General features: G+C 34.8%; 19 protein-coding genes. 12 read left to right on the top strand and 7 right to left on the bottom strand.

The genetic code is table 11. The features are described from left to right. Window position 1: 1 nt before the first annotated feature. The 5 genes from ACM55M_RS11065 (at window position 2) to ACM55M_RS11045 (ending at window position 4,865) form a co-directional block, all read left to right on the top strand. Entirely contained in the window at window positions 2-1,486 is a 1,485-nt protein-coding gene (locus tag ACM55M_RS11065) for a cryptochrome/deoxyribodipyrimidine photo-lyase family protein (protein ID WP_416857693.1), read from the top strand. Window positions 1,487-1,540: 54 nt separating this feature from the next. After that, window positions 1,541-1,825, top strand: a complete 285-nt coding sequence (locus ACM55M_RS11060; RefSeq protein WP_416857692.1) for a TIGR03643 family protein — start codon at window positions 1,541-1,543, stop codon at window positions 1,823-1,825. Between the two features lie 50 nt (window positions 1,826-1,875). Then, a complete protein-coding gene (locus ACM55M_RS11055) occupies window positions 1,876-2,559 on the top strand; it encodes an SDR family NAD(P)-dependent oxidoreductase (RefSeq protein ID WP_416857691.1) in 684 nt (227 codons plus the stop codon). A 148-nt stretch (window positions 2,560-2,707) separates the two neighbouring features. Beyond that, window positions 2,708-3,319: a GTP cyclohydrolase I FolE gene (gene folE, locus ACM55M_RS11050; protein ID WP_416857690.1), complete on the top strand. Its 612-nt coding sequence runs from the start codon at window positions 2,708-2,710 to the stop codon at window positions 3,317-3,319. Between the two features lie 127 nt (window positions 3,320-3,446). Next, window positions 3,447-4,865 carry an SDR family oxidoreductase gene (locus ACM55M_RS11045; RefSeq protein WP_416857689.1) on the top strand — a complete coding sequence of 473 codons (1,419 nt, stop codon included), beginning with the start codon at window positions 3,447-3,449 and terminating at the stop codon, window positions 4,863-4,865. Window positions 4,866-4,918: 53 nt separating this feature from the next. Here ACM55M_RS11045 and ACM55M_RS11040 read toward each other — a convergent pair whose 3' ends face one another. The 7 genes from ACM55M_RS11040 to ACM55M_RS11010 all read right to left on the bottom strand — a co-directional run bounded on the left by ACM55M_RS11040 (window position 4,919) and on the right by ACM55M_RS11010 (window position 11,606). Beyond that, complete coding sequence (locus tag ACM55M_RS11040; protein WP_416857688.1) at window positions 4,919-6,214, bottom strand: cryptochrome/photolyase family protein; 1,296 nt, start codon at window positions 6,212-6,214, stop codon at window positions 4,919-4,921. Further along, window positions 6,214-6,675, bottom strand: coding sequence for an SRPBCC family protein (locus ACM55M_RS11035; RefSeq protein ID WP_416857686.1), 462 nt, complete (start codon window positions 6,673-6,675; stop codon window positions 6,214-6,216). Before ACM55M_RS11035 ends, ACM55M_RS11040 begins: the two co-directional genes overlap by 1 nt. 161 nt (window positions 6,676-6,836) lie before the next feature. Continuing rightward, window positions 6,837-7,277, bottom strand: coding sequence for a sterol desaturase family protein (locus ACM55M_RS11030; protein WP_282718092.1), 441 nt, complete (start codon window positions 7,275-7,277; stop codon window positions 6,837-6,839). A 47-nt stretch (window positions 7,278-7,324) separates the two neighbouring features. Then, on the bottom strand, window positions 7,325-8,164 hold the full coding sequence (locus ACM55M_RS11025; RefSeq protein ID WP_416857685.1) for a phytoene/squalene synthase family protein: 840 nt from the start codon (window positions 8,162-8,164) through the stop codon (window positions 7,325-7,327). 2 nt (window positions 8,165-8,166) lie between these two features. Continuing rightward, window positions 8,167-9,636: a phytoene desaturase family protein gene (locus ACM55M_RS11020; RefSeq protein WP_416857684.1), complete on the bottom strand. Its 1,470-nt coding sequence runs from the start codon at window positions 9,634-9,636 to the stop codon at window positions 8,167-8,169. Between the two features lie 36 nt (window positions 9,637-9,672). Then, the gene (locus ACM55M_RS11015) at window positions 9,673-10,572 is read right to left on the bottom strand and encodes a MerR family transcriptional regulator (protein WP_416857683.1); all 900 of its coding nucleotides are present in this window, start codon (window positions 10,570-10,572) and stop codon (window positions 9,673-9,675) included. A 71-nt stretch (window positions 10,573-10,643) separates the two neighbouring features. After that, window positions 10,644-11,606 carry an ion channel gene (locus ACM55M_RS11010; protein ID WP_416857682.1) on the bottom strand — a complete coding sequence of 321 codons (963 nt, stop codon included), beginning with the start codon at window positions 11,604-11,606 and terminating at the stop codon, window positions 10,644-10,646. Between the two features lie 354 nt (window positions 11,607-11,960). Between ACM55M_RS11010 and ACM55M_RS11005 the strand changes: the two genes are divergently transcribed. The 7 genes from ACM55M_RS11005 to ACM55M_RS10975 all read left to right on the top strand — a co-directional run bounded on the left by ACM55M_RS11005 (window position 11,961) and on the right by ACM55M_RS10975 (window position 19,215). Then, on the top strand, window positions 11,961-13,247 hold the full coding sequence (locus ACM55M_RS11005) for a serine hydrolase domain-containing protein (RefSeq protein WP_416857681.1): 1,287 nt from the start codon (window positions 11,961-11,963) through the stop codon (window positions 13,245-13,247). 278 nt (window positions 13,248-13,525) lie between these two features. Beyond that, the gene (locus tag ACM55M_RS11000) at window positions 13,526-14,161 is read left to right on the top strand and encodes a phosphoribosyltransferase (RefSeq protein ID WP_416857680.1); all 636 of its coding nucleotides are present in this window, start codon (window positions 13,526-13,528) and stop codon (window positions 14,159-14,161) included. 39 nt (window positions 14,162-14,200) lie between these two features. Further along, window positions 14,201-14,845, top strand: a complete 645-nt coding sequence (locus ACM55M_RS10995) for a dienelactone hydrolase family protein (protein WP_416857678.1) — start codon at window positions 14,201-14,203, stop codon at window positions 14,843-14,845. 133 nt (window positions 14,846-14,978) lie between these two features. Then, window positions 14,979-15,407 (top strand): VOC family protein, encoded by a 429-nt coding sequence (locus tag ACM55M_RS10990; protein ID WP_416857677.1) that lies wholly within the window; start codon window positions 14,979-14,981, stop codon window positions 15,405-15,407. 319 nt (window positions 15,408-15,726) lie between these two features. Beyond that, complete coding sequence (locus tag ACM55M_RS10985; protein ID WP_416857675.1) at window positions 15,727-16,350, top strand: YkgJ family cysteine cluster protein; 624 nt, start codon at window positions 15,727-15,729, stop codon at window positions 16,348-16,350. 76 nt (window positions 16,351-16,426) lie between these two features. After that, a complete protein-coding gene (locus tag ACM55M_RS10980) occupies window positions 16,427-17,320 on the top strand; it encodes a dienelactone hydrolase family protein (protein ID WP_416857674.1) in 894 nt (297 codons plus the stop codon). Window positions 17,321-17,544: 224 nt separating this feature from the next. Beyond that, window positions 17,545-19,215, top strand: coding sequence for a helicase associated domain-containing protein (locus tag ACM55M_RS10975; RefSeq protein WP_416857673.1), 1,671 nt, complete (start codon window positions 17,545-17,547; stop codon window positions 19,213-19,215). Window positions 19,216-19,464 lie beyond the last annotated feature (249 nt).

Genomic DNA, 19,464 nt, shown 5'->3' with positions numbered 1-19,464 from the left:
AATGAATACAAACAAGAAACATATCAATGTAGTTTGGTTTAAAAGGGACCTTCGTTTACAGGATAACGAAGCGATTTTTAATGCTACACAAACTGATACACCTACTTTGTTGCTTTATGTATTCGAAAAATCTTTAGAAAACGATTCCCATTACAGTCCGAGACATTGGAATTTCATAAAGCAATCGCTTGTAGATATCAATAAACAACTGGAACAATCGAATACACATGTTTTAGCGGTGTCCTCAGAGGTGCTGCAAGTACTCAATACCATACAAGAAATATATAAAATAGATACGGTTTTTTCGCATCAGGAAACGGGTTTAAAAATCACTTACGAAAGAGATAAAACCTTCAAACGATTTTGTAAAAATAATCAAATCAATTGGGTTGAAAACACCAATAACGGTATTTTCAGGGCGTTAAAAAACAGAACGGATTGGGTTTCAAAATGGGAAAAATACATGAATGAAACGCAATTTATTTTTGATTCGAAAGAAGAAAATTTCCTCAATACGGAAGCAATAACCGAACTTGAAAAAGCATTGGAAAAGACAAATTTAGAAACTATTCCCGATACTATTTTTCAAAAAGGAGGCAGCACAATGGCTGGTAAATATTTACAAAACTTCTTTGACGAGCGCTATCACAATTATAGTTCCCATATTTCAAAACCTTTATTGGCTCGAAGAAGCTGCAGCAGATTATCCCCATACATTGCTTGGGGAAATGTATCATCCAGACAAGTTTTGCAAAAAGCGGCCACGTTCAGATTGACGTGCAGCCATAAAAAGCAAATTGATTCTTTTATATCCAGACTGACTTGGCAGGCACATTTCATTCAAAAATTTGAAATGGAAGAGATAATGGAGTTTGAAAGTATCAATAAAGGCTTCCATTCGTTGAAAAAGAAAGTCAATGAAAATTATATTGAAGCCTGGAAAACGGGACAAACTGGATTTCCATTAATCGATGCTTCGATGCGCTGCTTGAATGAAACCGGTTATTTAAACTTTCGAATGCGTGCAATGTTAGTATCGTTTTTTACACATAATCTATGGCAGCCTTGGCAAGAAGCAACACAACATTTATCACAAATGTTCCTGGATTTTGAACCCGGAATTCATTTTCCGCAGTTGCAAATGCAGGCTGGTGAAACCGGAATCAATATGTTGCGTATCTATAATCCAATAAAGAACAGTTACGAACACGATCCTGATGGAGAATTTATAAAAAAATGGGTGCCGGAATTGCGCAATTTGCCACGGACTTTTGTACATGAACCCTATAAAATGACCTATTTGGACCAGAAGTTTAATGATTTTGAAGTAGGCATCAGCTATCCGAAACCAATTGTAAATATGGAACGGACAAGGAAATTTGCGAGTGATTTTTTATGGAAAATGAAAAAGAATCCATTGATAAAAGAGGAAAGTTTCCGCATATTAAAATTACACACCATGGCTGATATTGGCGACAGTGAATAATTTTTCAATAGCTATCTCAAAAAAACAACAGCAATATCAAATAAATAAAATATCGTGACTGTAAAAAAAGAATTTAATGATGTAGACAAAGACCGAATCATAGAAATGGCTTGGGAAGACCGAACCACTTTTGATGCGATTTTAATGCAATTTGGACTAAAAGAACAAGAAGTAATCGACTTGATGCGTACCGAAATGAAACCTTCAAGTTTTAGAATGTGGCGTGAAAGAGTGCAAGGCCGCAAAACAAAACATGAGAAATCAAGAGATTTTCGGGAGGGTCGTTTTAAATGTACGATGCAAAGACAAATTAACAACAACAAGATTTCTAAGCGTTAAAAATTAGTTTTCAGTAAACAGTAATCTGTTAAAACAACAACATATAAAAAATGAAAAACATAGTAATCATTGGTGGTAGTAAAGGAATTGGCAATGCTATTTTGTTGCAACAATTAGAGACAAACTTGGTCTACAACATTAGCCGAAACACGCCAGATATCACACATCCCAATCTGAAACACTTTTCTGCAGATGTATTGCAGGATTCGCTTCCGGAAATTGAGGCTATAGACACCTTGATTTATTGTCCGGGTTCCATCAATTTGAAACCCATAGGAAGTCTTAGTATAGATGATTTCAGGAATGATTTTGAAATTAATGTCATTGGCGCTGTAAAAGCCATTCAGAAATATTTACCTGTTTTAAAAAAGGGAACTAATCCATCAATTGTTTTGTTTAGCACGGTAGCCGCAAAATTAGGAATGCCATTTCATGCTAGTATTGCTACCGCAAAAGCTGGAGTTGAAGGATTAGTGAAATCGTTGGGAGCAGAATTGGCTTCGGTAGTACGCATCAATGCCATTGCTCCCACGATTACCGAAACATCACTTTCGGCAGGTATTTTGAGAAATGATCGAATGAAAGAAAATATGGTAGAACGCCACCCGATGAAAGGCTATTTGAAACCAGAAGAAGTAGCTAGTATGACTGACTTCCTGATTTCGGAAAATGCGAAATCAATTTCTGGTCAAGTATTCGAGATGGATTACGGGATAGTAACTTTTAAAATCTAAAGAAGTTGTTTACCCCATAAAAAAAGATCCTTAACCGTTAAGAAATTAAGTTTATTTAGAAAAAATTGCTTAATTATTCTAAATTCCTTAATGGTTAAAAAAAACAATAAAATAATTAGCCAAACTTAATATTGAAAGATAGCATACCATGATAAAAGAAATGAAAAGTTACGAGAAAATTGAACAATACGACACGGAAATAACGGAAGCACTAGCTGATAATTATAGAGTAATAATTGAAAATTTAGGGGAAGACGTTAACAGAGAAGGTCTCGAAAAAACACCGGAACGTGTTGCAAAAGCAATGCAATATTTAACTCATGGTTACGGACTGGATCCTTTGGAAATACTTAAATCGGCAATGTTCACTGAAGACCATAAACAAATGATTGTGGTAAAAGATATCGAAGTATATTCCATGTGCGAACACCATATGTTGCCGTTTTTTGGAAAAGCACATGTCGCTTATATTCCAAATGGTAAAATTGTAGGCTTAAGTAAAATCCCAAGAGTCGTAGATGCTTTTGCCAGAAGAATGCAAGTACAGGAACGATTGACAGACCAGATCAAAAATTGTATCCAGGAAGCTTTGAATCCTCTTGGTGTAGCAGTTGTGATTGAAGCCCAACACATGTGCATGCAAATGCGAGGGATTCAAAAACAAAACTCAGTTACAACAACATCATCTTTTACCGGTGCTTTCGAAAAAGACAAAACCAGAAAAGAATTTATCAGTTTAGTTTCTAATAAACTGAGTTAATTTTAATTTTTACAATTAAGAAAACGGATTAAAATGGCCACAAAGGCACAAAGACTCAAAGAAAAATCTGACCAATTAAAGCAATTAGCTTAGTACCTATGGGATTAGCAACAAAAAAACAGAAATCATGAAAATTCTCTTAACAGGCGCAACAGGTTATATCGGGAAGCGACTTTTACCACTATTGGTGACACAAGGTCACGAAATAATCTGTTGTGTAAGGGATAAAAATAGGTTTTATTGTCCTATCGAATTTCAAAAAAGTGTTACAGTAATTGAAGTTGATTTTCTTAGTCAAGAAACTTTGACAGCCATTCCAGATGCTATTGATGCCGCTTATTATCTGATTCATTCCATGTCAGGAACCGCTGCTAATTTTGATGAATTAGAAAGCGTATCGGCACTGAATTTTGTGCAACGATTGAATGAAACTGAAGCAAAACAAGTAATTTATTTGAGCGGAATCATAAATGACAAATCGCTGTCGAAACATTTATCATCGAGAAAAAAAGTAGAAGAAATTTTAAATATTGGAACTTTTGCCACGACAACTTTAAGAGCTGGAATTATTGTGGGTTCTGGAAGCGCATCGTTCGAAATCATTCGGGATTTAGTGAATAAACTGCCCATCATGATTACCCCAAAATGGCTCAATACTAAATGCCAGCCGATTGCAATTCCGGATGTTCTTGATTTTTTATCCAAATCATTATTAAACCCAGTCACTTACAATCAGAGTTTTGACATTGGCGGACCGGATATTTTAACCTACAAAGAAATGCTTTTGGGTTTTGCAGAAGCAAAAAAACTAAAGCGATGGATATTTACTGTTCCTATAATGACACCAAAATTATCTTCGTATTGGTTGTATTTTGTAACCTCAACATCCTATAGACTCGCGTCAGCACTGGTCAGCAGCATGAAAGTCGAAGTCGTTTGCAGCGATAACAGAATCAATACTCTACTGAATGTTACGCCTATGTCTTACAAACAAGCACTTTCCCGTGCTTTGATAAAAGTAGACGAAGACAAAGTAGCTTCGAGCTGGAAAGATTCCTTAGTTAGCGGACGTTTTAACAGCAATATGTCGGAATATTTAAAGGTTCCAAAAAAGGATTGCTACATCGACCGACGTAAAATGGAAATCATAGACCGAGATTTCACCATCAACAGAATTTGGTCCATCGGTGGTGATTCGGGTTGGTATTATGGCGATTGGCTTTGGAATTTACGAGGTTTTATAGACAAATTATACGGTGGCGTAGGTTCTCGAAGAGGACGAACGAACAGACATGATATTCATTCTGGTGATGCTTTAGATTTTTGGCGCGTTTTGTATGCCAATAAAGAAGAGGGAAAGTTAATCTTATTTGCTGAAATGAAATTACCAGGTGAAGCTTGGCTCGAATTCAAAATAATAGGAAATACTTTGTACCAATCCGCAACATTCAGACCAATAGGGATTTGGGGAAAATTATACTGGTATTCCGTTTTGCCTTTTCATGGATTTATTTTTGAGGGAATGCTGAAGAAATTGATCCAGTAACTCTAACATTTTTTTGTCTTTCCTCCTTCGTCGGAAAGACAAAAAAAGAAAAATTACTTCAAAATTCCGGCTTTATATATGGCAATCGCTCTATCCCTAGCCATAGCGTGCTCTACCATTGGTTTTCCATATCCTAAATCGAATTCTTTGATCCATTTTCGGATGTAGATTCCTTTTTCGTCGAATTTTTTTTGTTGAATCTCCGGATTGAAAACACGGAAATAAGGAGCTGCATCACAACCGGTTCCTGCTGCCCATTGCCAGTTTCCAACATTGGCAGACAATTCGTAATCCAGTAATTTTTGAGCAAAATAGGCTTCACCCCATTGCCATTGAATCAATAAATGCTTGCATAGAAAACTCGCTACCACCATTCGGACTCTGTTGTGCATGTATCCGGTTTCATTGAGCTGACGCATTCCGGCATCAACCATAGGATATCCGGTTGTTCCCGAACACCAACGCTTGAAATCGGCTTCATCATTACGCCACTGAATCCCATCATACGCTGATTTGAAGTTTTGCGTAACGACTTTTGGGAAACTGAATAATATTTGCATGAAGAATTCTCTCCAAATCAGTTCACTCAAAAAAATATCGTTTTTGTGAAATGCCCAATTGACCAGTTTCCGAATGCTTACGGTTCCAAAACGCAAATGTGGCGAAAGATAGGAGGTTTTATCCAACGCTGGAAAATCTCTTATATCTTGGTAATTTGCAATGAATTTTAAATTGTGTGGCTTTACTTTTATAGGACTTTCTACGAAACCTATTTGTTCCAAAGTTGGAAAAGTGAAACTGTTTTTATGGAAATTAGAAAACATATCCGTGGCATCGTATTCTGGAACCGGAGCCATTGATTTGTATTTTTCTACCCACTTATTTTTAAATGGTGTATAAACGGTATAGGGCAATCCATCGGCTTTTGTGATTTCTTTTTCTTCGAAAATGACTTGATCTTTAAAAGAATAGGAAATGGTGCGGTTTGCTTCTAATATTTCACAAATAACAATGTCTCGTTGTATGGCGTAAGGTTCGTAATCTTTATTGAAGAAAACTTCTTTGGTATCAAATTCTTCTAAAAGTGATTGCCAAACGTCAATAGTTTTTCCTTTTTTTACCAAAAGGGAACTTCCTACTTCCTGTAATTGTTCATTTATTTTCGAAAGTGATTCGTGGATGAAACCTACTCTGGCATCGCTTTTTGGTAAACTGTCTAAAATGGAATTATCAAAAATAAACAATGGAACAACAGGAAATTTAGATTTTAAAGCATGAAATAATCCAACGTTATCTTCCAGACGTAAATCGCGTCTGAACCAAAAAAACGATACTTCTTGTTTTTCCATTATTTACCATTAAACATTTTATCCACCATAATGCGTCTGTGATCAAAGATGGCTTTCAATTTATTTTTTACGATAAGTGTGTTCATAATGCGACCGATGAAACCCAAAGGCAAAGCATAATGAACCAAATCAGTCATTTTCACTCCGTTTTCAGTAGCCTCAAAAAAATGTTTGTGATGCCACAATGCATAAGGTCCAAAACGTTGTTCGTCGATAAAATAACTATTCTCTTTTACGAATGTGATTTCGGTAACCCATGGTAATTTCAATCCCAAAAGTGGAGACACTTTGTATTGTATTATTTGCCCGGCGTACATGGATTTATTATCGAAATCAGTGATTTCGAAACCCATTGTTACTGGTGTGATTTTTTGAAGATTACTTGGACTGGAAAAAAAAGCCCAACATTCTTCTAAACTTGCATTTACATACTGAACGGTTTCTTTTTTATAGAGTTTCATCGGTGATACTTGTTATTTTAATCGGAAATTGTATTGAAATGCGGGTTGCGTGAGGGATGGCAGTGGAGCTCTTTTTATAGCTGGCTTTTTTTCCAGGTATAAAAAAGCGGGAACGTACAGCCCGACCCGATTTTTCATCGGGTCACGCCCAAATGGAATTGTTAGATTTTATAGTATTTGAAAGGTACGAATAACATTCCGAAACACTCACCATGTTCCTTACCCAAATGTTTGTGATGCACTTTGTGGGCTTTCCGCAAGCCTATTAAATACTTGTTATTGGTGTTTTTGAACCACTTGAAACGTTGATGAATCAAGACATCGTGAATCATGAAATAACAGAATCCGTAAAATGTGATTCCGAGTCCAATGAAAAAAAGATAGTTCATTCCGCCTTGAACTCCAAAGTAAAAAAGAACGATGCTGGGAATGGCAAAAATCACAAAGAAAACATCGTTTCGTTCGAAAACATTCGCGTATTTAGGTTGGTGATGATCGGCATGAAAATACCACATCAAACCGTGCATAATGTACTTATGCGTCAGCCACGTCACACATTCCATGAAAAGGAAAACACCTAAAAAGATTAAAAAGGAAATCATTATTCTGTTATTTATTTAAAATATTGGTTTTAAAAGTAAGCACTGTTTTATACTAATTTCAACTTGTAAGTTACAAAAGATTGCGCCAATAGTCCCGCTTTCGTATAATTTGAAACCCGAATTCTGGCGTTCCCAATTTCATGACAAGGTGTGTTTTCAAGTTTTTTCAAGAGTTTTTTATAATATACAAATGCAGTGTAAACTCCAAATTTAGCTTCGATGGGCAGTTTCAGAATTCCTTGATATGCGACATTAAAATCTTCCTGAATTTCCTTTATAATCATTTTTTTGGCATTTTCATCGAATGAATTCAAATCAACTCCCGGAAAATAATTCCGATTCAAAACCAGATTATCGTCCTTCAAATCTCTCAGAAAATTAACTTTTTGGAAAGCAGAACCCAATCGCATTGCTTCGTCTTTCAACTGTTCGTATTTTTGCTCTTTCCCGGCTACAAAAACTTTTAGACACATTAGTCCAACTACATCTGCAGAGCCATAAATGTATTCATCATATTCGGCTTTGCTGTTGTAATCTGATTTCACTAAATCTAATTTCATACTTTTCAAAAAAGCCTGAATCAAGTCATCAGTAATGTTGTATTTCTTAACCGTATGCTGAAAAGAATTCAAAATTGGGTTCAGACTTATCCCAGAATTATACGATTTGTAATATTCTTTTTCGAAATCATTAATCAAATTTTCTTTGTCGAAACCGTGAAATGAATCCACAATTTCATCAGCAAAACGAACAAACCCATAAATGCTGTATATAGCATCCCTAATGATCGGCGAAAGCATGTATACCGCCAATGAAAATGAAGTACTGTAGTTTTTTGTAACCAGTTTACTGCATTTGAAAGATACATCATCAAATAATTGCTTCATGGCTATTGTTCTAAAAATTGCTTATTTATTAATTCCGACACTAGTTTTCCTGAGATTAATGCGGGCGGAACACCCGGTCCCGGAACGGTTAATTGTCCAGTGAAATATAGATTCTTTACTTTTTTACTTTTTAATTTCGGTCTTAAAAAAGCGGTTTGTAATAAGGTGTTCGCCATTCCATAGGCATTTCCTTTATAGGAATTGTATTCTGAAACAAAATCATTTTTACAGAACGATTGCTTAAATATAATGTTATTTTTTACACTTTGTTTCGTTAAAGTTTCAAAACGGTCCATTATTATATTGAAATATTCTTCTCTTAATTCCTCTGTATCTGTGATTCCGGGCGCTAACGGAACGAGAAAAAATCCGGTTTCCATACCTTCAGGCGCAGCCGTTGTATCAGTTAACGAGGGAAAATTTGCATAAAATAATGGTTTCTTCGGCCACTGCGGTTCATCATAAATATCCTTCGCATGCTGATAAAAATCAACATCAAAAAACAAGGCGTGATGCGAAATATTTTCTATTTTTTTATTGAAACCAACATAGAACAATAATGACGAAGGCGCAAAAACACGACTGTCCCAATATTTCTCAGAATACGCGCGATGTTCCTGATCCAATAATGTTTCTGTATGATGATAATCCGCTCCACTCAAAATCAAATCGGACGCAATTGTTTCTCCGTTTACAACTATCGCTTTTGCTGTTTTATTATCAACGATTATCTTTTCAATATTTGAATTCGTATGAAACGTAACTCCTAATTCTCTTGCTAAACTTTCCATCGCACGAACCACATCAAACATTCCTGTTTTAGGATGCCAAGTTCCAAGACCAAAATCAGCATAATTCATAAAACTATAAAACGATGGTGTTTCTGATGGTTTTGCTCCCAGAAATAATACTGGAAACTCCAATATTTGAATTAAACGTTCATTCTTAAATTTCTTTCGGACCTCTTTACTGATGTTACTAAAAAACTGCCCTACTTTTAAAGCGGTTTCCTTAGTAACCAATTCCAATGGTGAAACACCGGGACGGTATACTAAATCTTTGATGGCAATGTCATAATTGCTTTTGGCTTCGGCCATAAATTCATTTAGTATTTTACCGCTTCCTCTTTCAATCGCTTCAAAAGCAAATATAATATCAGGTAAATTATCTGCAATGGCAATAAAATCATCTATACCATAATACACTCGGTAGGCCGGAGATAATTTTATGAGCTCATAGTAATCTGTTGTTTTTTTGTCAAAATCAGCAAAAAAACGCTCAAAAACATCGGGCATCCAATACCAACTCGGTCCCATATCAAATGTAAACCCTTCTCTTTTTAATTGTCTCGCTCTTCCGCCAATAGTGTCATTTTTTTCAAAAATCGTAACTTCATGACCACTTTTTGCCAAATAGCAAGAAGCTGCCAAAGCAGAAAACCCCGAACCTATAATTGTAATTTTTTTTTTCATTTGTTTAACAAATATACAAAAATATTAAACAAAAAATTAAATTTGCTCTATTAATTCCGAAATGGAATCAAAAATCGATATTTTATCAGAAAGTTCTTCTTTATTAATAAATTCAACCAACCTACCGGTGAACCATAACTCAGTGGAATCGTCCACCAGTTCATCGGTCATTTTAGTCACATATTCATTTATGGAATCTCTATCAGGCTGAACGGTCAAGTAGGATACGAAAACAATCGAATTGAAATGTTTCTTTAAATCTTTCAAATTTTCAATTGGCATGCTCTCTCCCAGGTAAATCGTTTTATATCCGTTCAAAAGGATTTCATAATTCAGATACATCAATCCTAATTCATGTATTTCATTCATTGGAAGAGACAAAACAAATATCTTGTCAAATTTGGTTTGTTTCAAAACTTGCAATTTTTCAGTATTAACCAGTAGTTTTTGCTTAATTAAATAGCTGACAAAATGCTCGTGTGCCGGAGTAATTGTATCAGACTGCCACAGCAATCCGAGTTCATTCATCAAAGGAATAAAAACTTGATGAAAGATTTCCTTGAAAGATTTTTCGGCAATTAACCAATTATAGGTATTAAAAAAAAGCTCTTGATCAAAGTTCATCATTGCCATTTTAAAAGCACTGATTGCATGATTTTTAGCGTTTTTTGTAGAAATAATTTCTCTTACAAGAGACGGTATTTTTTCTTGGGGATAAGTGGCAATTTTAGATATTTTATACCCATAATCATGCAACAAAGTAATATTCAAAAGCTTTTGCAAACTAGCCAAATCATACAAACGAATATTGGTATCCGTACGCATGGGTTGCAGTATGTCGTATCTTTTCTCCCAGATTCGTATGGTATGCGCTTTTATTCCAGAAAGATTTTCAAGATCTTTTATACTGAAAACACTTTTTATATTGTTTATCATTTACCTAAATTTAATAAACAAATGTAAAATAATTTTCCCTATAAATTTGAAATAATGTAAAAACTATTGTTTTATTCTAAAGTGAGACTTTCAAATGCATCCAATTTGTCTAAATTCAGGATTGTTTTAGAATTATCAGTACTTCGTGCGTACATCGGTTCAAATTTTGCTCCATACACAACCTCATCAAAAGTATACGACGTTCGAATAGCAACCGTATTACTGAACATATCATCAAAGGTTTTTATAAAAACAAGGATTTCACCGTGAATATTTTCAAAATCTTCTTTAGTAAAGTTATAAAGCGGACTGTTTTCGGTAATTGGGTGAACCAAAGTCCAACTTAAGGTTAAAGCATTTATTTTATCCAATTCTAATTCCAAAGAGTAGAAATTATTGGTCCTTATTCCATTTTCTTCAATGCTCATCCCAAGAGTCATTTTGGCTTCAGCATCAGTAAAATTTGTATTTTTAAAAGGTGAGGTTCTAATCATTAAACCCTTGATTTCTCCATAAGGCGAAATCAATGCATTATGCGAAAATTTTAAAAATGCTGTGGGTTTACTAAATCGCCCGAAGAATAAACCCGTAGCAATAGCAAAGCTCAATAACCCAATTAATGCTTCAACAGCAGAAACGAGACTTGCCATAAACCCTGATGGGCTAATATGCCCATACCCTACAGTGGTGAAAGTCTGAGCACTAAAAAAATAAGCTTGACCAAACTGTACCCAATCTGATTCTGAGGTATCAATCCCATTCAAATATTCAATACCTATAGCATAATAGATTAAGGCAAACAAAAAATTCATTCCAACATAAAATAACAATAGAACCAACATGAATTTCCACCGCGGCAAATCAATCATCGTATGATACCAACTGATACGACGCAAAAGATGCATGCCTCGTTTCTCTACATTGGCAGTACCATTTTTATTGACAAAACGTCCCCCATAATTATTAGCATTCGTCCCAAAACCAGTATTTTTATCTGCTTTAGCTTTTACATTGATATTTTTCAAAGAGGCCATTTCATTTCAATTAGTTGTGATGTAAAAATAGCTAAAAAAACAGCTTGAAATTTTACGCTGTAAAGGGATATTTTTGGGAGTTATGAGTTCAATTGGATTTGATACTAATGGCCGGATTCTTTAAATTTAAAAACAGATACAACCGCTATTATTTTTTAGGGGAAGTCGTATCGGCTTTAGTCACTAATACTCTATTTATTAGTTCTTACAACAGCTTCCGAAAAGCAATAATACGCTAGTAAACAACTTACCTATCCTATTTTGATGGAGAGTACTAACTAAAAAATAATTAGTATTTTAGCCATCAATTCTTTTCCTATACCAACAGAAAAACCAAACTAAACTAAATATTTTATGAAAAACCTGTTCTTTCTCCTCTTCAGTATTTACACACTATCGTCTTTTGCACAAACAATTTCAATTAAAAAATCTCCTTTACTTATTGAAGCGCCTGCTAAAAGTGCTGGAATGTCAGCAGAAAGATTAGCAAAAATTGACGCCATGTGCAAAGAAGCAATAGAAAAAAATGAAATTCCCGGAGCGGTAGTCCTAGTGGCAAGAAACGGAAAAATTATTTTCTACAAGGCCTTTGGAATGGCTGATAATGAATCCGGAAAAGAATTAAAACGGGATGCTATTTTTAGAATCGCTTCTCAAACAAAAGCCATTACTTCTACTGCAATTATGATGTTATGGGAAGAAGGAAAATTCAAATTAGATGATCCCATTTCAAAATATATTCCAGAATTTAAAAACGAACAGGTTTTAGACACTCTTTATGAAAACGGTACTTATAAAACTATCCCAGCCAAGAATCCAATTACCATAAGACATCTTTTAACACATACTTCCGGAATTGGTTATGGCGCCATAGACAGTGACAACCGCTTTAAAAGAATATATAAAAATGCCGGAATAACCGATTTGTTTACCACAGAAAACATTAGTATAGAAGAAAGCATTAAAAAACTGGCAAAACTTCCTTTACACCATAATCCGGGGGAAAAATTCACTTATAGCGAAGGCCTTGATGTATTAGGTTATTTTATAGAAATAGTTTCAGGAATGCCGCTTGATCAATTTTACAAAACAAGAATTTTTGACCCGCTGGAGATGAATGACACCCGATTCTATCTTCCCGAGTCAAAACATAATCGATTGGTTTCGATTCAGAAAAAAGAAAATGGAAATTGGATTAAGTTTCCTACCACATTTTATGACCCAAATTATCCAGTAAAGGGAGCGCAACGCTTTTTCTCTGGAGGGGCTGGTTTATCTAGTACTGCTAAAGATTACGCTACTTTTCTACAAATGTATTTGAATAATGGAGAATTAAACGGTATCCGTCTACTAAGCAGAACTACAGTCGAATTTATGATGAAAAATCAAATAGGTAATCTACGAGGAGACACTGGGGCCTATCATGGCTTGGCTTTTGAAGTTATTGACGAAAAAGGCGAAAACATGGGAAGCAGAAACAGTAAGGGTACATTTGGCTGGGGAGGATACTTCAACACCCAATATTTCGCAGATCCAAAAGAAAATATTATCGGAATCATAATGAAGCAAACACAAGCAGCCAATACGGATTCTACAGGTTGGAAATTTCGTCAATTAGTTGGCCAATCTATTGATGATTAATATAAAACGGAAATTAAAAACTAAATAATGCTTTTTAGTATTGCTCATAATACAAAAGTCTTTATAAAAATAAACCTCGCTCAAATTTTTTGAGCGAGGTTTATTTTTGCTTTCAAATGGAATCTTTTTTTGTTCAATCTTTTTTTTTAGCTTTATATCAAACCCAACTATACAGGATTTGGAATTTTTCCTCCTAAAATAAAATGTTTTAAAATAAATCAAACTAACTGAAAATCAGTACCTTTATATTTTATTTTTTTATATAAAACTAAATGTTTATGTATAACGAGATCTTAAAAGATAGAATTGAAGCGGGTTTATTGCTTTCAGAAAAATTAAAAAAATATCAGAATACCAATACCGTAGTTCTTGCTGTTCCCAGAGGTGGAGTGCCTGTAGGATTTATAATTGCCAAAAGTTTACATCTTCCTTTAGACATTGTGCTTTCCAAAAAGATTGGACATCCTTACAATAAGGAATTTGCCATAGGTGCCGCATCAATGGATTCTACGATTATTGATGAACATCCTGGTGTTTCCAATGAATACATAGAAGAAGCAATCGTCAGACTCCGAAAATTACTGCGGGGAAAATATGGACTCTACATGGGCAATCGCGAACCTATTGATATAAAAGGGAAAAACGTAATTGTGGTAGATGATGGTATCGCAACCGGAAATACCTTACTGGTCAGCATAAGTATGTTGCGAAAAAGAAACCCTGCAAAAATTATTGTTGCAGTACCGGTTTTACCTCGTGAGATTGTAGCAGTATTTGAGAAAAATGCAGATGAGTTTATCTACCTGATTGCCTCCAAATCTTTTAGAGGTGTAGGTGGATTTTACGAAGAATTTGACCAAGTCGAAGATGACGAAGTAATTAAAATATTGAGTGTTACAAGCCCTATTGAATAGCATTACAAATCTACTATTGTTTATTTTAAAAAATCAATCATGGAGAAATTAGATTTGGATATCCCCTTGTCATCTGTAATATTGAAAGGGGATTTAGTAATTCCTGAAAACGCAATTGGGATTATTGTTTTTTCACACGGCAGTGGCAGCAGTAGGTTCAGTTCCCGAAACAGAATGGTAGCAGAACTGATTCAGCAACAAAAGATAGGCACGTTCTTGTTTGACTTACTTACCGAAGACGAAGATCGTATTTACGAAAACCGGTTTAATATCGATTTACTGACCAACAGATTAATAGAAACTACATTATGGTTAATGGGCTATAAAGGTGCAAAAAACTTACCCATAGGCTACTTTGGAGCCAGCACGGGAGCAGCATCAGCATTGAGGGCAGCAGCTCATTTTGGAAAAAGAATAAAGGCGGTAGTATCACGCGGCGGACGCCCTGATTTAGCAATTACTGAATTGCCATTAGTAACCGCTCCAACACTACTCATTGTTGGTGGTGAAGATGTTCCGGTTATTGGGATGAATAAAATGGCTTATGACGAACTGCAATCAATAAAAGAAATGAAAATAATTCCGGGGGCGACCCATTTATTCGAAGAGTCAGAAAAATTACAGGAAGTAGCTGATTTAGCTATTGTTTGGTACAAAAGATATCTGACAAAAGAAAACGAGTAATCCTTTTATCCTTGTCCCAAAGTCCCCAATCTATGTTTTCAATTTAACACTTAAAACCATTTATCTTTCTAAGTTATTGATAGTATTGAGATCAATTAAAAAATAAACAGTCTAACATTTAAATGAAACTACAATGGCAACAGTAAACACATACATCAACTATAATGGAAATTGCGAAGAAGCGTTCAATTTTTACAAATCAGTGTTTGGGGGTGAATTTTCTTATTTTGGAAGATTCAAGGAAATGCCAATACTAGAGGGAAAAACCTGTCCTCCAGGAGATGCCGAAAAAATAATGCATGTTTCGCTACCCATTAGTACAGAAACAGCTATAATGGGAAGTGACAGTTTCGAATCCTTTGGAGCTAAAACTGTTTATGGGAATAATTTTTCGGTTTCCATTAATGCAGAAAGTAAAGAAGAAGCCGATAAACTCTACGATGCGCTTTCAATAGGTGGAAAAGTGGGAATGCCCATGGAAGATGCTTTTTGGGGAGGCTATTTTGGAACATTTACTGATAAATTTGGTGTAAACTGGATGGTGAATTTTGAAAAAGATTAAGAAAAATAAAACCAACCAAAATTAATATACCACAAGAAAAGTCCCTTAATTGTGGGACTTTCTTTTTATGATTTGATTCAAAACTTTAATTTATTAATCTAAACCATTAGGATTTATAACCAATTCAACAATTGGAAATTCTTAACTTTCGACAAACGTAAATCTCTCTGAATTGGAATTTGTGTTTTCCTTTAGCATAAATTCGTATACTCAAATTCACGTCGTTTATAACTTCGAAAATAAAAACACCCCATGAACAGTAAGAAAAAATAGATTATACAGTTAACTCTTTTTAATAGACTACCTTACACAAAAATCTATGTCTATAGAACATAAGGTCCGGCTGGTTGAAGAATTATTCGGCCGTCTTGAAAATGAAATTAGTGCTTTCCAATCAGAAACTAATTTACATTGTCGTACTGGTTGTGGCAAGTGCTGTTCCACCCCAGACATCGTTGCTTCTCCCTTGGAGTTTTTGCCGTGGGCATTGCATTTATTTTTAAACGGCAAAGCCGAAGAAATGCTTGTTGAATTAAACAACAAATCCGATAGTAACTGTCATTTATACCGACCGCTAGATGTCTTGGATCGCAGCAACGGAATTTGCAGCAATTATCGCTATCGTGGATTAATTTGCAGGCTTTTTGGGTATGCCGCCAGCAGAGACAAATATGGCAAACTGCGATTGGCCACGTGCAAAATAATCAAAGAAGAGCAGCAACAAAACTTTAAGGATACTGAAGAGGACATTAGCAAAGGATTATACGTGCCCATTTTCTCTGATTATTACATGCAGCTTTCCCAAATTGACAACAGACTAGCCATCACTTTACTCCCAATAAATGAAGCCTTAAAAATAGCCATTGAAGAAGTCTTGCATTATTACGCCTACAGACCGTTTCCCGATGGGCTCGAAAATCTTACCGAGAAAAAAGTAATTTAGCATTAAAACCATGCAAATTCTGATAATGCTAAAACAATCGCTTTTTTCCCTAAATTAGTTGGATCAAATAAAAACTATGAAAAAGCTAACCAAAGAAGATATCAGTCAGGAAGTATTTGACTTATACGATGACTACGCACATAATAAAATAGAAAGAAGGCAATTTGTTGAAAAGTTATCGCTGTTTGCGGTAGGAAGTCTTACACTTCCGTCATTACTGAGCTTTATGACGCCTAATTATGTGGATTCCATTTTGATAAAACCTGTAGATCCACGGTTGAAATCAGAATTTATCACCTATGATTCTCCTAAAGGCGGAGGAAAAATCAAAGGCCTTTTATCCCAACCGACCGACACCAAAAAGAAATTACCGGGAATCATCGTAGTACATGAAAACCGAGGACTGAATCCGTATATTGAAGATGTAGGCAGAAGAGCCGCAATAGAAGGATTCATCACTTTGGCACCAGATGCTTTATCCCCTTTGGGCGGTTATCCCGGAAATGATGACGCCGGAAGAGAATTACAAAAAAAACGTACCCGTGAAGAAATGCTCGAAGACTTCATTGCAGCCTACGAATACCTAAAATCACACAAAGATTGTAATGGACATATTGGTGTGGTAGGATTTTGTTTTGGCGGTTGGATTGCCAATATGATGGCGGTCAAGATTCCTACTTTAGCTGCAGCAGTTCCCTATTACGGCGGACAACCCACAGTCGAGGAAGCCGAAAAAATAAAAACGCCCATCATGGCACACTATGCCGGTTTAGATACCAAAGTAAATGAGGGCTGGCCAGTATTTGAAGCCATACTCAAAAAAAACAAAGTAGAACATACCGCTTATTTCTATCCCGGAGTGAATCATGGTTTTCATAACAATACCACTCCCAGATATGACGAAGCAGCCGCTACTTTATCTTGGACACGAACTATTGATTTTTTCAAGGAGAAATTGAAGAAGAAATAATTATAAGTTTTGATATTTAGAAAGTCCCGTGATTGGGACTTTTTTATTTACTTATTTTTAAGAAAATACTGCATAAATATAAAGAAGTACTAAATTTGGTTATATTTGAAAATAAATAAACTCTGATGTTTACAAGACAAAGCGACCCAATTTAGGAATCATAAGTCGAGTATCGTCAGAACTATATACAAGTTGGGGTCAAGCATAATGAACAACACGAACAAATGAAAGCAACATTTTTAGGGCACGGACTAAATGCAGAAAATAAATTCAATGTTGGGAAACAAATTGTAATATCATTAGCGGACAATAAGTATAATTCTTTTAACGGTTTTGTTGCTTTTGCTGCTGTATCAGGGGTTTTGACAATTTTAAAAAATTTAAAATTAGCATCAACAAATTATTCTCAATTACGTTTTTTTATTGGTGTTGATAATATGGGAACTTCTAAGGAAGCTCTTGAACTTTTATTAAAGGAAAATATTGAAACATACATATTTCACGACAACAGAGAATATATTACATATCATCCGAAAATTTATATTTTTGAAGGACCTGTTTTTACAAGAATAATTATTGGTTCATCAAATCTCACAAATTCAGGAATTAAAACTAATATAGAAGCTTCTGTTCAAATTGATTTCAGAACAAAAACTGATAAGCAAGGCGAAAAACTTCTTAGTGAAATTAAAACTAACTTCTCAGAATTACTAAGCTTAAAATCTAAGCAACTTACAAGACTAACAACTGAATTAATTGAAAAACTTGTTTCAGACAATTTAATATATTCACAAAAGGATCTAGGTAATTCAATAAAAGAAAATAAAACTAATGATGGCGAAAATCCTGACGAAAATGAATTTCTAACAGTTACTGAATTTGATATTAACTCAGGTTTTGAACAAAATACGACAGAGTCAAAACCACGAAATGTGAATTTTACTGACCGTGAGTTCGAAATTTTCGAAGTATTTATTGAGAAATATATTACTCATATTAAAACTATAAATCCAAGTGGAGTTGTAAGCAATCATACAGATGATAGAGAACTATATAATTGGTATCGTAGAATGACCGATTATTTCAGAAATGATGAGTTACCGGAGGAAATATTTGAGCGATTATTAGAAGTTGATTTTCCATTTGGGGAAGGTAAAGAACGAAAAAGGTTAATGAATTGGAATAACCGATTTGAACAACTTAAAGTTTTTAAGAAAATGGTTGACCCAGAAGGTAAGTTTACCCACGTGCCACAATTTAAAGACAGCTCCAACAAGTATTATCAATTAGGAACTTGGTGTGCAACTCAAAAACAAAGAAGAAAAGGTAATTATCCCCCTGAATGGACAGATTATGAAGAAGAAAAAATGAATTCAATAAACTTTTTATGGGAGGCTTCTAATATGGGAAGCAGACCAAAAGATGATGAATGGATAGACAATTTAGTCAATTTAGAAAATTATTACAGTGAATCTGTGAATTATAAAACTGTACCACCACAAACGACTAAAGTAGGTAAATGGCTTAATGACCAGATGACGTTAAAACTGAAAGGTAGTAGAGGAAAAGTTAAAAAATTCCTTTCTCCTGTTAGAGAAGAAATGCTTGGTAATTTGCTACAAAGAAATTCGGTTGAATGGGAATGGGAAAAGCAAAAACATAGAGAAAGTGTTGAAGAAACCTTAAAAAGTTGGGAGGAGTTAAAACTTATAGACTCTCAACCTTCTAAAAAAAACATTACTGAAACAGAAAAAGAGTTGATAAAATCATACCGAGAAAAAGTAACTCAACTTAGACACAGAACTAAAATATGGGATAATGAAAAAAATAAGTGGAAACTTGATATTTTAGACAATGCAGGTTTTCCCTATCCAAAACCAAATGAAACTCCATAAAAATGCCAGCCCCCAACACACGTTTTGCCGTATTTGGGACTTTAGTGGAATTACCGTTTTAATTTGTATTTTCGTTTAGCCGAAAATACTTGGTTTCAAAATTTCCTCGCTCTACGAATAGTTAGTCGGTTTACGCTGGGCAAATGTCTCCGACTTTGACCTCGTAAAATAAGCCACTAACACGAAACATTATCCCACAAAAAAAACCAATCGGGGGGTTTATCTAACCTTTTTGAAATTTATCTTGAA

The sequence above is a fragment of the Flavobacterium galactosi genome (genome assembly GCF_048158585.1).
Lineage (GTDB): Bacteria > Bacteroidota > Bacteroidia > Flavobacteriales > Flavobacteriaceae > Flavobacterium > Flavobacterium galactosi.
Note: the sequence above shows the minus strand (reverse complement) of the source record. Positions and strands in the feature narration are given on the sequence as shown.